This window comes from Bradyrhizobium sp. Leo114 (assembly GCF_055229415.2).
Window position 1 is genome coordinate 1 of the sequence record NZ_JBUYEN020000092.1, and the last position, 14,555, is coordinate 14,555.

Genomic DNA, 14,555 nt, shown 5'->3' on the forward strand with positions numbered 1-14,555 from the left:
TGGTCGCGTTGCGGCCGAACAAGATCAGCGCGCAGGATCCGCCATCGACATGGTGGCCGGGCGAACGCTAAGGACATCTGATGTGCAATCTCTATTCGATAACCACCAACCAGGAAGCAATCCGCGCTGTTCCGGGTCGTAAACCGCTACGTCGGCAACCTGCCGCCGATGCCCGGCGTCTTTCCTGATTATCCGGCCCCCGTGGTACGCAGTGCCGCGGCCGGCCGCGAGATGGTGCTGATGCGTTGGGGCATGCCGCCGCCGCCGCGAACCGGCGGCCCGCCCGTACCAACATCCGCAACACGTCCTCGCCGCATTGGCGCGGCTGGCTCAAGCCGGAGAACCGGTGCCTAGTCCTTTCAACAGCTTCGCCGAATACGCGCCAGAGCCGAACCCGGAAACGAAGAAGAAGGATGTCGTCTGGTTCGCGCTGAACGATGACCGGCCGCTCACAGCGTTTGCCGGGATCTGGACCGAGTTCAAGGGCGACCGGGGCAACAAGTCGAAGCCGATTCCGGGCCCTCACCTCGTCTATGGCTTCCTGACCACCGAGGCGAACGCTGTCGTCAAACCGATCCATGACAAGGCCATGCCGGTCATCCTGACGACGGATGAAGAACGCGAATGTGTGGCTGCGCGCGCCGTGGGATGAGGCCAAGGCGCTCCAGCGGCCGCTGCCGGATGATGCTCTGGAGATAGTGCTGCGAGGCCCTGACAAGGAAGATAGGATCGCCGCATAGGGTTCGGTAAATTTCTTCGAGATGGAGCTAACGGGCCAGAACACCGAGCGCTCCTCGACTTGATCGGCACGCTGATCGATGACTGATCGCACGCGGCCGCCCGTCGTCCATCGACGGACGATCAGGCCCACTTATCTTCTTCGCGGCGGGCTTCGTCCTCATTGAGGCGCTCGGCCACGTCATCAGCGACAGGTGAATCTTCAGTGGTCGCGATCGGCGTGCCGTCCTGCTTCGTGATCTTTTTGCCTTCGGCATGCACTGGAAAATCATCGGGCTTCAGCGGCTTCTTTGAAGTCGACATCGCGTCTCCCTCCTGTGAGCCGACACAATAGCACGCGCTCCAAGAAACGGGGCCAGGACCCTCGCTTAGCTAGGTGCGTCCACTTCGGGACACGCGCTCACTCGTTTTCATCCTCGCTAAGTTCCCGCTCTGCCTGTAACCAGAACTCTAGATCCCGGCCCGTAGGCCGCCCGTGCTGTTCCCAGAGTTCGTGGGCACGAGCCCTGGTTGCTTGCTTGGACCGCCGCGCAGCTAAGCGCCGTTGCAGGCTCTCCCCCAGATCCTCGACGAACGCCTTGAGCCGCTGATAGGTCGTTTGGTCGGTTATCTCGGAAGCAAGCCGCTTCGCCTGTGCGAGTTGACGCTCTAACTCTCGGCGATCGGTACTCTGGCTCATGGCCGCCTCCGCCTAGTTAAAACGGCGGCGGCAAAATCGTTCATTTTCAGTTTGCCTCTTCGGGAAGCCGGATCACGAGGCGCGACCCGCTCCACAGCTCGACGCGGTGGCTATCGACCAGCCGCCGAGCCCTTTCGATCGCTACTTCATCATTAGGGCAAACCATCGGTTCAAAGGCGATGATATGGCCGTCCGGCCCGACGGTGTAGGCCCGGTACTCCGGCATGGCTACCGCGGCGCCCGCGCGCAGGGCGAGCTAAGCCATTCATCAATGCGCGAGGCTGTTTCGCTTTGCCGCGCCCTTCGCAGGAGGTTTTCACGCTCTTTCGCGGGCGGCAGTTTTTTGGCTTGCTGGCGGGCCGCCTTAGCGTGTTCGACCAAGCGATCGCGAAGGGACAAAACTTGTTTGAAACGGCGCCGCTTCATGCGCGCTCCATCCTTAATGCAGGCGGGAGCACAACACTCTCAGTCACCGCTAAATGGCCTTGGGATGGGCCGGTGATGAAGCGAGCCTACGCCCAATCAGTGCTGGCTTCGGTCTAAAAGTGCACACAGCCTCGGTGTGCAGTTTCTGAAGCAGAAGGAACTATGAGGCCGGCCAGGAGTCGAATCTGCGCCTCCGGCAAAAGCAGCCCGAGCCGGAGGAAAACCTCGGCGAGGTCAACGTCGGGCTCTGTTTGCGTCGAAAGGTGGAGAAAGTGACCTACATCCACGAACGGAAGGTGCTCACCGCAGCCCAGCGTGAGGCTCGACGGGCCTTCAAGGAAGCGGACACCAAAGTAGCGATGTCCGAGTATGAACGCGCTCAACAGGTATTCCATGCAAACCACGAGCGCCTAAAGGCGGAACGATTGGCTCGAGAGGCCGAAGCCGCGCGGAAGCTCAAAACCTGATGGATGCACGAAGCGGCACCTACGTGAAGATCACGCCTGAGGGCGCCGATCTGTTCGCGTAAGTCACTACAATAGGGTCCCTCGACTAGGATCATTCCGATCTCCGGTCATCGTCATCGGACCGATTGGCGGTGAAGTTCGCGGTCAACGAAACAGGCCGCCATTGTAATCTATACGAAGCAAAGCTCTTTGGCGTGTCAGCAATCCGGCATTCCCGCCGGACGTGCTGACGCATTTCCAGTGGAGCCGGTTGAGCCAGCGCCAGAACCGGTTGGGCCCGGCATGGTTGAGCCCACAGTCGTTTCGGGTGCCTTTTCCGACGATGATGCACCAGCGGCAGTCGGGTTCTTTTCGCGAATGATGTTGCTGCTGACATCCCAGCATTGCTTGGGCGTGACGCCCTGATCGCGGTTTGCTGTAACGCCCGTTCCTTGTGCGTTTGCGAAGCTGGTGACTGCCAAAAGGGTGGCGGCGCCACAAACCGAAGCGAAATAGATCGTCTTCATGGTTCTTTCCTTCTCACTCATCTGACTGCGGGCGCTCAGTGAACCGGTGGACGCCTGAGAGCGGCCCCGATAGCCTGACTGCCGTCGGCAGCCAAGTCGCCCCCGAATGAGGGTCGCTGTGCTAGCCTCAGCCATTCTTCGGAAAGCCGCAGCAGTTGCTGCTTATCTATCGGACAAATCGTCTTCGCAGCTTGTTGCCGGTATTGCTCGGCTCGCGTCCGGCAAATATCTCCGTGCTCACCCATGACCTACACTGCCTGGGCGCTCGCTCCCTGGCGCCGATTGGCCCGCATCAACTTCAATTCAGCCGGCCGGTTTAACGTTCCTAGCCCTCCGACTCCGGCTAATTCGGGCTGAAGCTGAGACGCCTCGGCTATGAAGCCGAGGCCCCAGGGGTCGGCGGCTGGCTGGCCGCTCGATTGGCACGGTATGGACGCTGATAATGTAATGCGGGCCGAGCCGTTCCTATCTCTTGCGCGCGAGACGCTTCTCGACCCGCCTGCGGCTGTGCCAACCTTCTTCACCGCCTTCTTCACGGCGGTGGCCGATTACGGGTCTTCTTGGATTCGTAGCTGACTTCGTGCCGCTGCCGGCCGGCAACCCGCGCCCGGTCCTGCTTGCGGCCACGCGTCGTCTGCTTCTTCGATTTTGCTATTCCGGCCTCCCTTGCTGTCATGACGCAACGCGGGAAGCGGTTTTACGGTTCGGGCCGTCGGAACGATTCGCCCTACGCTCGCTTGAATCCGCCTTCGTTGCGTGGAGTTTTCCGAGTGGCGTTTCAGCGTAAGAAGCCGGCGGCGATCGGCACCAAAGCGCCATACCCGGGCTTTATTGAGCCGGCTTTAGCGACGCAGGTCGAGCGCGTGCCTTCCGGGACGCGCTGGATTCACGAGATCAAGTTCGATGGCTATCGCGTCCAGCTTCACATTGCCAACGACGACATCAAGGTATTCACCCGGCGGGGAAACGACTGGACCAAGCGCTTCAAGAAGATTGCCACCGATGCCTATGTGATCAATGCCGGCTCGGCGATCATCGACGGCGAGGTCGTGGTGCCGTCACCGGACGGCACCACCGATTTCTCGGTCCTGCAGAACGAGCTAAAGGGCAAGTCCGCCACGATCGTGATGGTGGCCTTCGATCTGCTCTACCTCAATGGCTACGATCTTCGGAAGCTGCCGCTGGTTGAACGTAAGACACATCTCAAGAAGCTGATAGATCGGACACCAATCCAATTCAGCGAAGGCTTTGAACTCGACGGACGCGAAATGTATCAGCACGCCTGCAGGGTCGGGCTTGAGGGCGTGGTCTCAAAGGTGCGAGCCAGCCGTTACGCATCGGGCCGCGGTGGGGACTGGGTGAAGGTGACTTGCCGACAACGGGAGACGCTGACCATCGCCGGCTTCGCCCTGGACGAAGGAAAATGGGATGGGATCTATCTCGGCCGGCGCAAGGGCGATGCGCTGGTCTACGCAGGCAAGGTCGATCATGGCTTCGATAAGGCATCGGAGACCGAGCTACGTAAGCGATTGAAGCCGCTGATCCGCAAGACCCAGCCCTATAGCAAGCGCATCGCGCACAAAGGCATCTGGGTTGAACCGAAGCTTCTCGCCGAAATCGAGTACCGCGCCAAGTCGGCCGCGGGCAAGGTGCGGCACCCATTCTCTAAAGGCCTGCGGGAGGATCTATGATGGACGGCCGGAAGTTCCTGACGAGCGGCAGTGCAGGGGCAAATCTCGCTTGCTGCCGGGATTCCCAGGCGCGATATCTACGACGGATCCAGCTCCATCTGAATAAGGGAAAGGCGAAGGCCTACACTCGAACCGGCCTGGACTGGACCAAACGCTTCCCCTGGATTGTCGAGTCCGCGCTGAGGCTCAAGACGGAGCTTCGTTCTGGACGGCGAGACCGTCGTCTTCGGGATCGACGGCATCTCCGATTTCGACGCGCTGCATTCGAGGCGCCACGATCATGAAGCCCAGTTTCTGCGCCTTCGACATGCTGGCCGGGACGGCGACGACTACCGGCGGCTGCCGCTGTCGATGCGCAAGACCAATCTGGCGCGGTTGCTCGCCCGCCGGCCCGAGGGCATTTTCGTCGCCCCGTTCGAGCAAGGCGAGATCGGCCCGGATCTGTTCCGTCATGCCTGCATCATGGGCCTGGAGGCCATGGTCTCTAAGCTCAGCGGACGACCCTACATCGGAGGCCGCTGCACGTACTGGATCAAGGTCAAGAATCTGAAGCATCCAGCCTATCACCGCGTGCAAAATCAATTCTGACCTGCACCTCGTCCCCTTGGTTTCACTGGGGACCTTTAACCCAGGTTATTGATCTCGCGGGTCAGCGAGGCAGCATGCTGGGCGTTGATGGAGAGGCCCCCGCTTCTTTTTCAACGACCCCTGCTATCCGTGAAGAACTTTTGGTTGCATCAGCCCCCTGGAGAAGCCCCTCTCCGGGGGGTCTTCCTTTTTTGGTCCGCCCGCGCCCTCACCAATCCCGTTGCCACTCGATTTTTTGGATGTCGTCCAACCGGCGAAAGCTCACCCAGCTCGTGCCAGGGCTGTAAAACAAGATGCCTCGTTCTCCGATGCCGATGATGTAGGCCTTAACGTCTCGGCCTTCGTGACAATTTCCGAGAGGCCCCTTCCGGCGTTTGCGTTTGCCATGCGATTGCGAGAGAAATCAAAGGCAAGCCACCAAGCAGCGATCACCGAATAACCGAAAATGGCGAGCAACACAGTCGTGCTTGTCATCGTCCAACGCAGCCAGAGCGAATCTATCACGATAAATGCGTAGGGAACGAGGACCACATTTAATAGAACAGCCCTTGCTGGTTCGAGAAAATGTACGTAGCCGAAAGAAGCAGCAATGATCACGCAGAGCAGCACAGTGATGATGATTTTCTGTGCCCGAGTCAGATCACGCTTCGCCCGCGCTGCCATCGCGGTCGGCACGAGGAAGATTGCCACCGAGAACGCTACGGGAAAATACCCTACGGCCACCAGCAGGTGCTCGGGAATTGTGAAAAGGTCAACTCCGCTGAGCTGATAGCGACCGACCTCCCAACTGATCGCCAGCGAGCTTGCGAACAAAGGTACTACAATGAGGATCTCCTTGAGTTCAAATCGTTGCTCGGAATTATCACCCAAGGCTTCCCCGAATAACCTCCGCGCGGCCCGTTCGCGCACGCAATGGTTGATAGCCGGGCCGCTTCGTGCTGGCAACGGTTCCTTCTCCTTGGTCTCCGGTTACACCCGAATAGGCTATAGTCAGGCGAGCGGTTCGCGTTGAGAGAATCGGACCGCCGCTGCTGGGGGCCAAACGGAGTTGTCCGAATGGGTGTGGCAGGCTGGCGCCGCGCGCGTGTGAAGAAAACTCTGAGGGCGCGAACGGCCGTTGTCGCCGTGCTGGAGGACTTGCCGCTGATCTGCACGGCGGTGGTCGCCGTCGGCTCGATGATCATGATGGGGTTCATTGTCTACAGGGATTGGCCGCAGTGAGCGCTAACGCGTTAGCCGTCATCGTTCGCTGATCCTCGTCATCTGCCCGCAGTGCCGGCAGAAACCTTCTGCTCGATCAGAGTATTTCCGGTTTTGGACCAAAGGCGGACATGCCAAGGCGGACATGCATTGACTCAGATCAACTATCCCGCGACGCTACGTCACCGATGCCAAGCCCGTGAAAGCCCAAACGGGCCGCGGATTGGCTGAGTCGTTTGACTTCGGAGCATTCGGCGCCTGCCTGACATTTGCGCGAGCAAGACTGGATTGAGAAGCAACGACACATGGAGGAAGGCAATGAAAGTAGGACGTGCATTTTCGCGTAGCCTGCTGGCGAGTATTGCCGCAGTGGCGGCGTTTACCATGCCCGCATCAGCGCAACAGCAGAAGCCACCAAACATCGTCATACTGATGACTGACGACAACGGCTGGAACGATTTTGGCGCCTATTCAGGAGGCGGCAAGGCGCTCGGCCATCCAACCCCAAACATCGACCGGATCGCCAATGAAGGCGCAACGTTCACGAATTGGTACGGTCAAGCAAGCTGCACAGCAGGTCGCGCATCGTTCATTACCGGACGCATTCCGATCCGCTCCGCGCTCTCCATTGTGGCTGTCCCGGGTGAAGAAAACGCGATAAAAAGGGAGACGCCGACCATCGCCGAGTTTTTCCAGAAGAACGGCTTCTCAACTTACTTTTCTGGCAAGTGGCATCTCGGGGACAAGCCCGAGGCCTATCCCATCGAGCACGGTTTCGATGAGATGAAGGCGTTCGCGGCGTACTATCCGGGCGTCTACACCTATTCCGACACTTCCAAATATTTCCATCCGTGGTTCCCCTCCTACAATCCAGAGTTCGCAAAGGCATATTTCGACATCGTCAACATGTACGAGTGAGAAGGCGTTGCGGGACAACCAGCCAAGAGAGGCGAATACATCACCTACGAGCGCCTTGCTGACTTCGACGTCCGTCAAGCCGACTATGCAATCGACTACATCAAGAGCCATGCCAAGGATGCCAAGCCATTCTTCATGGACGTCAATTTCATGAAGATGCACAACCCGAGCAACGCCTCACAGAGGTTCGCTGGGAAGTCACGGCTGGGCGACTACTCGGACTCGTTGCTGGAACTGAATGACGACATCGGTCGAATTATGGACGCGATCCGCTCGGAGGCGCCCAACACGATTGTCATCGTGACGGCGGACAATGGTGCGTGGCAGGACGCCTATCCCGATGCTGGCACGACGCCATTCCGTGGTGAGAAGGGCACGGCGTTTGAAGCCGGGTGGCGCGTGCCGGGCTTAATGTGGTGGCCCGGAAAAATTCCGGCGGGCGCGAAGTACGACGAGATGATGTCACATATCGATTGCTGGGCGACGCTGGCCAAAATGGTCGGCCTTACCCCACCGCCGCACGGTGCATGGATCGACAACAACGGCAAGCCTATCTACTTCGACAGCACTGACAACAGCGACTACATTCTCGGAAAGGCGAGGCATTCCGCACGACGATCATGGGTCTACATTGACGGCGAAGATTTCATGGGCGCGCACGCCGATGTGGCGGGTGATCCGAGTAACCCCGACGTCAACATCGCGTGGAAATATTTGTGGACCGCCAAGGACACCTGGCTGGGACCGGCACAGAACCTCGGCGCGACTGGCTCGGTCTACAACCTGACGATGGACCCTTTCGAGAAGTACGACATGTTGTTCAACGGTGCGGTGTCGCCACGTATGCCAACGCAGTCGCCGGGCAAGTTCGCTGGACAGGACAACGGCTGGGCCGCAGCGCTGATCGTTCCGGTCGTGATGGAGTTCAACACGTCGGTCGTTGACTTTCCGAGCATGAAGCGGGTGCCGGGCGGAGCCTCTACTGACTGGAGACCCAAGCTTCAACGCCCGGATAACCCGGTGCCGTTGTTGGATATGCCAAACGTCAAGGGCAGCGGCGGGTAGTGGTTGGGCCTGCGTGATCGACCATACCATCGACGAAAGGCGCCGATTGCGGACTAGCGCCCCTCGAATATACAGAACAGGCAGCCGCGCCAGCGTAATGACCGGTATTGGCCCCGAGCCGAAGTCACTCGAATTGGTTCGACCGCAACCGCCGGTAAACCAGACGTACGTGCGCTAGGCTTAACCGCCGCTCATGACCCAACCGGTCATGGAGTGGCTGCTGTTCGACAAGGCGCTATGCTCCCGCCCCGCAGGGTATCTGCAATCGTTTGGAGCGGGAGCAATCGAAGACCGGCACAATCAGATCACGTTAGCTAGTCTTCTCCACCTTTGGCGGCATCCATGTACCATCGACGATTGAAGGTGGGTTTTCATCCGGCCAGTACATGCGGAGCATCAGCTTGAACTTGCCGTTTGGTGCTGGAAGCCAATTCGACTCCTTGTCAGGGCCCGGCGATTGATTTTGGATGTAGAGGTCCGTTGAGCCATCAGCGTTGGTCTTCAGATCTTGGCGAGGACTGATAGAGTAGCGATTGATGGGATTGGCGACGAAGAAATAATTGGCGTCATACATCGTGACAGACCAGAAGCCGCGCGCAGGTGGCAACTGTCCTTTGGGAAAGCGCAGGACGTATTTGTTAGCCCCATCGTAATCGTGATCCTCGGCGTCCCTCTGGGAGAACGGGTAGATGGCATCTTGGGTGCGGTTTGCGCCTAACCCGATAGCAGTTACTATGGCGCGGTTTAGATAGTCCGTTCCGTATATTCCAGTCTTCGTGTCGTATATCCAGCCGTTGACGTGCTTCACGGCGTCGTTCACCTTCGTTTGAAGAAGGATGCGATCAAACGCGAGCTGCGGGATACGTTTAGCGAAATCCGCCCGCAGCTTGCTGGCATCAAAGTCTTTGCCCGGCACCAGCCCGATTTTGGCGAAGCGCGCGACTTCGGGAGCTTCTGCCGCATACGGAGGGTTGTCCTTCATCAATTGCGCGAGGAGCGTGAAAAATTCCACCGCGTCCATTCGATTGACCTGGTCTCGCACCGGCGTCTTCATATCGATGGACGGGTCGACCGTCCCCGCGGGCGGCGTGTATTCCTTCCCGTAAGAACTCAGCGGGACCATCTTCAATTGATCTTGCAACGCATGGACGGCAGCATAGTCCTCGGGTGTACCCGTGCAGTAGAGGCGTCCGATGAGCCAAACAATGTTCGTCGGAGACTTCAATTCCTTTACACCTGATGGCAGGGCGCCGCTCCAGTTCGGACCGGTAATTGCGTAGGTCTGCGCTCCGGTGCCTGTTGTTCGCGTTCCCGGTACAGCAAAGACGGTAGTCCATCCGTCCAGCATCGGCAGCAGGAAATATCGACCCTTCATGTCAGGAACGCTGAGCACCCAAGGTTCTTTGTCGACGTAGAAGAAACCGGAGCTGTACAGCGTGTCTGCATTTGGCGCCGTTACGTCACGAAAAGATGCGTTAGGGTATTGGCGCAGGTTGATGATCTGACCCATCGGGCCGCGTGTGCCCTCTACTTTTGGCCGGTTTGTAATAACCCTGCGCGTCATCTCCACTGTGACGAGCGGATAGCCATAGATGTAGGCGTCCGTGGCCAGCCAAAAGTCCTCGGCTCCCTCCACGATGTCAAATATCGGTCCGTCCTCCGCCCGCAGCGGGGACAGACTCAGGGCGGAGCAAGCTGCAAGAAGCCCGGCTTTCAGTGCAACACGGCGACTTATGTTCATCGCTCTCTCCTGTCAGGATGCCGGGGACGGCATTTGTCGTCCTTGGCGTGAAGCAATTGCTTCTAGATCATCCTCGACCAGCCATTTCGGTCAGATCAATTGATTGATCTAGATCAATGGTCCGCTTCAGACCTTATCCACCTTTAGGGTATGAAGCGCTCACCTCTGGCCAGCTCGAAAGACGAAGCGATGTCGCCCAAGCCGGCGCGCTCGGAGGAGGAGGCGCGTCGGGTTATAGAGGAGTACGCGGACGATCTGCGGGAAATCATCAAAGAGCTTCATCAGTGGCTAAATTGAGCCGCTGCCCCGTTGCCGCTTCTTCGCTTTCAAACGTCGCCTTCTGGCCCAAATCCGAAGTCCACCGCGGCTTTCAAACTGTCACCTTCCGGAGGTAAAGCGGAAACGGTAGGCCGACCGCCGGACGGCGCTTTTGACCCTGGCTGTGCAAAACGCGAAATATCGAAACGCGACGAGAATTACGTTCTTCAGCTCGTTCTTTAAGTTCAGTGCCGTTGCGAGTTGGAGGGCTAAGAGGCTCTTGGACGAATAACTTGTTCGATGGCGCATCAAGTGCTGAGCGTTTTCACACAGCCAAGACCCTGACCAGAAGTTAATTGTTCGTAAAGGCTAGTCAGCCGCCGCGTGCGCAAGCACGGCGTCGAGCGGCGGCCGTAGCATTCGCCAACAAGAAGAGTCGTGTTGCCTTTGTGAAATTGATTGCCGCCGCGCTACGCACTTTTCGCTGCACGGACCGCGGGTTCCCCTCCCAAACAACCGACGGTCAGTCCGAGTGATGCCTAGAAGACGCCTGGAAAAAGTCGTGAACAAGGTAGCAGATAACGTTGGGGCTTGGGGCTTTCATCACTCGACCTGGGGAGGGTTGTGATGGACAGACTGAAGCACTCGCTGGAAGACCGTGAAGCGCCAAGCTGCCCAACCTGCGGCAGCGAGATGCAGTGGTGTCGATCGGAGCTTGTTAGATTTGTCCCCGCAACCAATCTGCATCTGTTCAACTGTCCGACCTGCCTTCTGTTGGCAGAGTCAGAGACGGTTAGCGAGCCGGTTCAGGTATCTCCCGACAAGCTCGCGGTAGCCGGTTTCCGTTTTTTTGCCGTGGCGGCATAGGGGGCAGCGGGTTACGAAGAGCGATGCCCGCTGTTACGTACGGTCTAAGAGAAGACCGCGGCTGAATTGGCTGCCGAGATGCGGGCTGGCGTGCCCCTCGATGTTCTTCCGGCGTCTATGAGCCGGAGCGCGTCGCCGCGGCCCGCGAGGGCGACGCCCTGCAATGGCCGGGCAACCAACTCGCCCTTATTCGCGCCGGTGCCGAAGCCGACCATTGAAACCGGTGTTGAGGCCATGACACTTGCCGTGCTGAGCGTGTTCGACCAGCCCGCGGGGGGAAAATAACCGTCGGCGACGCCTGATCTCGTTCCAGCACTGCTCGTCGGGCGCCCGGCAACGTGATCGAAGAGGACAATTGCTGCGATGAAGGAGTCCGGTGATGGCCCGAATGCGAAATCCGCGCGGGCTCTGAATGGTCTGCATATCTGGGCAGAGCGGAAGTGACTGGCTGGCTTCCTAAACGGCTTTTGACGCAAAGGCGACCTCCGTCTCCAGCACCCTAACCCGCAGCAACGGCGTGGCCGCCGCGCACCTGCGCGGTCAGCCACATCAGCGAAACGGTTATCGCGATCACGACAAGATAAACCAAGAGCTGCATTTGCGTCGGCTGATCGGTATAGCCGATCAGCGTGTGCAAGGCGCGCCCGGGAATGCTGGCTTCGGACAACAGCCAACTCGAGTCCCACACGATGGTGTCGAGCGACGCTAGCCAGCCGGCGCGCTCAAGGAAAGCTGCCCTCGGCCACCGCCTGGCCGATCGCGCGCATCTCGACGGCAATCTCCGGACCGTGGCGCGCCATCCAGGCATTGTGCCAGGTCAGCATCACAACGGCGACCCCGAGGATGGCGGCATTGAACAGCTCCTGGCCCATGCCTTCGAACAGCTGCGACAGGCGGCTGGCAAATGCCGCGACGAGACACGCCCCCGCAGCGCCTGCCAGCACGCCGCCGGCGACCCAGCGACCGCGGTGCGCGACCCCGCGCGTGACCGCGAGCACGATGCCGACGATCAGGCCGGCCTCGAAGACCTCGCGGAAGACGATGACGAGCGCGGCGAGCACGAGTCGGGCGCCCTATTCGACGACCAGGGCGCCACGCGCTTTCTCGTTGAAGTCATCATAGAACTCATAGCGCCCGGCCTTGAGAGCGCGGACGTTGATCACACCCTGGCTCTTGGCGGTGACGACCTTTTCCACCCTGAGCGAGGTGCTTTCGAACTCCATCGCCTTGCCGTCGAGATTCCTGATCCGGAACACGATCGGCTTGTCCGCCGGTGCCCGTATCTCGCGCGGCTGAAACTGCCCGTTGGAGTAGCTGATCTGAATTTCAGTCGCCTGCTGGGCCGATGCTGTCGACAGCGGCAGCATCGTCGTGCAAAGCGCTGCGAGAGCGAGCTTCCTGGTCATGGTCAAAACGTACATCTCTTTGCCTTCCGCTGAATGTCTTTCTGAAAGCCGATCCCAAGACCGCGTCAGCGCGCGGCCTCAGAGCACCTTGCGGCGCCCTCACGCTGACCGACCGGAGTTCCCCCGGCCCATCAGAAACGAAATTGGAGCCGGCTGCCGGATGAACCAGCAACCGCCACGCCTACAACGCGGGCCCTCTCCCGTTGAGCTAAGTCGGCTGATGGCTCGTACAGGCAGGACATTGGTACTGTCCTAATTGTCCTAATTGCCGCACTCGCCGACCTACGCTTCACGCGCCACGGTACAATAGTGCACTGACTTCACAGCATCGAGGTGCTTGTCTTAGCGAGCGACCTCTCGCGCTGGTCGTCGCTCCTCTGCCCAATGGCGAGCCGAGAGGGAGCGACGCCCCGGCGCAATCCCCTGCGATTTGACGCCGGGGCCGTCCGCTCAGCGCCCGCTCGGGAAGGTGCGCGAGCACTCTTGCAGCAGGCGCGACAGTTTGGGTCTCGTACATCCGCGTTTCACCCGAGCCGCAGTACCGAGCATTGGAAGCTCATGGAAACCAAACGCAAGCGCAACCGAGCCAAGCAGACCACTTCACTCCAGGCGCGGCTGGTCGCCTCAGCTCGCCAGGCTCGCACGCAGGCACGCGACCTACCTCCCGGCGCCGAGCGGCAGAAACTGCTCCGGCAGGCGCGGCAAGCCGAGCAGGCCGCCGACATGAACGAGTTTCTTAGTCTGGGCACGCCGAAATGAAGTTTCCAGTGAGGTCTCAAGACGGTAGCGACATTTGTCTAGACAGCCACGGAGCAGCTTATGGTCGGAGACCAGAACACCACCGAAACCGACGTTGACCTACAGCGGCGCATTGAGAAGGCAATAGAGCACACATTGTGAGGGCGGTTTGCGACGATTTGGTGCTCCATCGCTCGCGCAGCTCGGCAGCGACCTCGAAGCTATAGGCGATCAGGCCCTGACATTGCGGAAAGGCCCCGATTGTGAATCGGGGCCTTTCTCTTTAGGCCAGCCGCGCTTCCCCACAATGGTAGATTAGTCGCGCTCTTTTATGATGGTCTTGCTGCGCGTACCGTCATCATGTTCTTTGTTGATAGTCGTGGTGCGGTCGCTTGGCTCGTGTTCCTTGACCACCGTTTCACGCTCTCGCTCCCGGTAGCGATCGTGATCGCGGTCCTGACCGACGGTCACGCCAGCGCCACTCGGGCCGACACCAACGCCGACACCAACATCTTCCGCGAACGCAGGCGTGACGAGGGCAGTCATCATAGCAATCAACAACACCTGTTTCATCCCGCATCTCCTCTTCTTCCTGTTAAGGGAAGAGCAATCCAACACTCTACGGGAAGTTCCCGGATTCGATTATGACACAAGCGCACGGGAACAATTGGCAACCGGCCGGGAACGGTACAGCCGTTTAGTTGATTATCGTATGCATCACCGCACGCACCTCGGTGATGAGTACGCCAGGTGCGCTCCTGCTTACTCAAACAAGGAGCAACACATGGAAGTGCGGCGTCGTTCTAAACAATCAACGACACTGGAAAACCGGTTGGCTGAAGAGGCCGTGCGCCTCCGCAAGGAAGCTCAGGGCGGTCCCCCAGGCGAACGCGAACGACTTATTCGCAGAGCACGTCAGGCGGAGACGGCGGCACATTTGAGCGAATGGCTGAAGCCTCGGCGCCTTCAGCCGCTCCGGTAACCTGTCAGCCCGTTTTGCCTTCTCTGCGCAGTAGGAACGAAATCTGTCCGCAACAGTCGACTCTGCGCCTCCGGCCGATCGTCCCCCGAAAAAAGCCCCGGCCAGAGGAAAACCTGCCCAACCAGGTTGGCGGCCCCGGTGATGGCTGGGGCCGTTTTACTAGAGCGTGATGAAGTTAGGTTCGTGCATATCCTGAGTTTGCCAAGTAGCTTGCGCATTCTTTGGGCGTGAAGAGCTGCAGAACCTGGCCGATGGCGAGGCAGACAGCGTCGACGGTTCGGGCGG

The 14,555-nt window shown here is 59.3% G+C and carries 14 protein-coding genes, 1 tRNA gene and 4 pseudogenes; 7 read left to right on the forward strand and 12 right to left on the reverse strand.

The genetic code is table 11. The features are described 5' to 3' along the window. Positions 1–80: 80 nt before the first annotated feature. A pseudogene (locus tag ACZIRK_RS43075) lies at positions 81–740 on the forward strand (SOS response-associated peptidase). A 121-nt stretch (positions 741–861) separates the two neighbouring features. Here the strand turns inward: ACZIRK_RS43075 and ACZIRK_RS43080 are convergent. The 3 genes from ACZIRK_RS43080 to ACZIRK_RS43090 all read right to left on the reverse strand — a co-directional run bounded on the left by ACZIRK_RS43080 (position 862) and on the right by ACZIRK_RS43090 (position 1,643). Next, positions 862–1,041 carry a hypothetical protein gene (locus ACZIRK_RS43080; protein WP_130230057.1) on the reverse strand — a complete coding sequence of 60 codons (180 nt, stop codon included), beginning with the start codon at positions 1,039–1,041 and terminating at the stop codon, positions 862–864. A gap of 97 nt (positions 1,042–1,138) precedes the next feature. After that, positions 1,139–1,417 carry a DUF2934 domain-containing protein gene (locus ACZIRK_RS43085; RefSeq protein ID WP_130230055.1) on the reverse strand — a complete coding sequence of 93 codons (279 nt, stop codon included), beginning with the start codon at positions 1,415–1,417 and terminating at the stop codon, positions 1,139–1,141. Between the two features lie 46 nt (positions 1,418–1,463). Then, positions 1,464–1,643: a hypothetical protein gene (locus ACZIRK_RS43090; RefSeq protein ID WP_130230053.1), complete on the reverse strand. Its 180-nt coding sequence runs from the start codon at positions 1,641–1,643 to the stop codon at positions 1,464–1,466. 472 nt (positions 1,644–2,115) lie between these two features. Between ACZIRK_RS43090 and ACZIRK_RS43095 the strand changes: the two genes are divergently transcribed. Beyond that, the gene (locus ACZIRK_RS43095; protein ID WP_245475087.1) at positions 2,116–2,310 is read left to right on the forward strand and encodes a hypothetical protein; all 195 of its coding nucleotides are present in this window, start codon (positions 2,116–2,118) and stop codon (positions 2,308–2,310) included. A 197-nt stretch (positions 2,311–2,507) separates the two neighbouring features. Here ACZIRK_RS43095 and ACZIRK_RS43100 read toward each other — a convergent pair whose 3' ends face one another. Together ACZIRK_RS43100 and ACZIRK_RS43105 are read right to left on the reverse strand one after the other, a co-directional pair. Continuing rightward, on the reverse strand, positions 2,508–2,816 hold the full coding sequence (locus tag ACZIRK_RS43100; RefSeq protein WP_130230047.1) for a hypothetical protein: 309 nt from the start codon (positions 2,814–2,816) through the stop codon (positions 2,508–2,510). 465 nt (positions 2,817–3,281) lie between these two features. Beyond that, positions 3,282–3,492: pseudogene (locus tag ACZIRK_RS43105) on the reverse strand (DUF3606 domain-containing protein). A gap of 94 nt (positions 3,493–3,586) precedes the next feature. Here ACZIRK_RS43105 and ligD point away from each other — a divergent pair. Then, complete coding sequence (gene ligD, locus ACZIRK_RS43110; protein ID WP_130230045.1) at positions 3,587–4,507, forward strand: non-homologous end-joining DNA ligase; 921 nt, start codon at positions 3,587–3,589, stop codon at positions 4,505–4,507. 186 nt (positions 4,508–4,693) lie between these two features. Here ligD and ACZIRK_RS43115 read toward each other — a convergent pair whose 3' ends face one another. Beyond that, on the reverse strand, positions 4,694–4,960 hold the full coding sequence (locus tag ACZIRK_RS43115) for a hypothetical protein (protein ID WP_474419644.1): 267 nt from the start codon (positions 4,958–4,960) through the stop codon (positions 4,694–4,696). A 396-nt stretch (positions 4,961–5,356) separates the two neighbouring features. Beyond that, entirely contained in the window at positions 5,357–6,040 is a 684-nt protein-coding gene (locus ACZIRK_RS43120; RefSeq protein WP_130230041.1) for a hypothetical protein, read from the reverse strand. Between the two features lie 111 nt (positions 6,041–6,151). On the opposite strand from ACZIRK_RS43120, the gene ACZIRK_RS43125 reads away from it, so the two are divergent. Then, complete coding sequence (locus ACZIRK_RS43125) at positions 6,152–6,316, forward strand: hypothetical protein (protein ID WP_165435581.1); 165 nt, start codon at positions 6,152–6,154, stop codon at positions 6,314–6,316. A 363-nt stretch (positions 6,317–6,679) separates the two neighbouring features. Next, a pseudogene (locus ACZIRK_RS43130) lies at positions 6,680–8,278 on the forward strand (arylsulfatase). 310 nt (positions 8,279–8,588) lie between these two features. Here the strand turns inward: ACZIRK_RS43130 and ACZIRK_RS43135 are convergent. After that, positions 8,589–10,019: a DUF1254 domain-containing protein gene (locus ACZIRK_RS43135; RefSeq protein WP_130230039.1), complete on the reverse strand. Its 1,431-nt coding sequence runs from the start codon at positions 10,017–10,019 to the stop codon at positions 8,589–8,591. Between the two features lie 885 nt (positions 10,020–10,904). Between ACZIRK_RS43135 and ACZIRK_RS43140 the strand changes: the two genes are divergently transcribed. After that, positions 10,905–11,144: a hypothetical protein gene (locus ACZIRK_RS43140; RefSeq protein ID WP_456647178.1), complete on the forward strand. Its 240-nt coding sequence runs from the start codon at positions 10,905–10,907 to the stop codon at positions 11,142–11,144. Positions 11,145–11,643: 499 nt separating this feature from the next. On the opposite strand, the pseudogene ACZIRK_RS43145 reads toward ACZIRK_RS43140, so the two are convergent. From ACZIRK_RS43145 to ACZIRK_RS43155, 3 genes and pseudogenes are all read right to left on the reverse strand, one after another. Next, a pseudogene (locus tag ACZIRK_RS43145) lies at positions 11,644–12,205 on the reverse strand (FTR1 family protein). 12 nt (positions 12,206–12,217) lie between these two features. After that, positions 12,218–12,565 (reverse strand): cupredoxin domain-containing protein, encoded by a 348-nt coding sequence (locus ACZIRK_RS43150; protein WP_130231832.1) that lies wholly within the window; start codon positions 12,563–12,565, stop codon positions 12,218–12,220. Between the two features lie 129 nt (positions 12,566–12,694). Next, positions 12,695–12,768: transfer RNA gene (locus ACZIRK_RS43155), tRNA-Tyr, on the reverse strand. A 340-nt stretch (positions 12,769–13,108) separates the two neighbouring features. Here ACZIRK_RS43155 and ACZIRK_RS43160 point away from each other — a divergent pair. Then, a complete protein-coding gene (locus ACZIRK_RS43160; protein ID WP_130231834.1) occupies positions 13,109–13,309 on the forward strand; it encodes a hypothetical protein in 201 nt (66 codons plus the stop codon). A 294-nt stretch (positions 13,310–13,603) separates the two neighbouring features. Here the strand turns inward: ACZIRK_RS43160 and ACZIRK_RS43165 are convergent, their stop codons facing one another. Then, a complete protein-coding gene (locus ACZIRK_RS43165; RefSeq protein ID WP_130231836.1) occupies positions 13,604–13,861 on the reverse strand; it encodes a hypothetical protein in 258 nt (85 codons plus the stop codon). Positions 13,862–14,555: the final 694 nt, after the last annotated feature.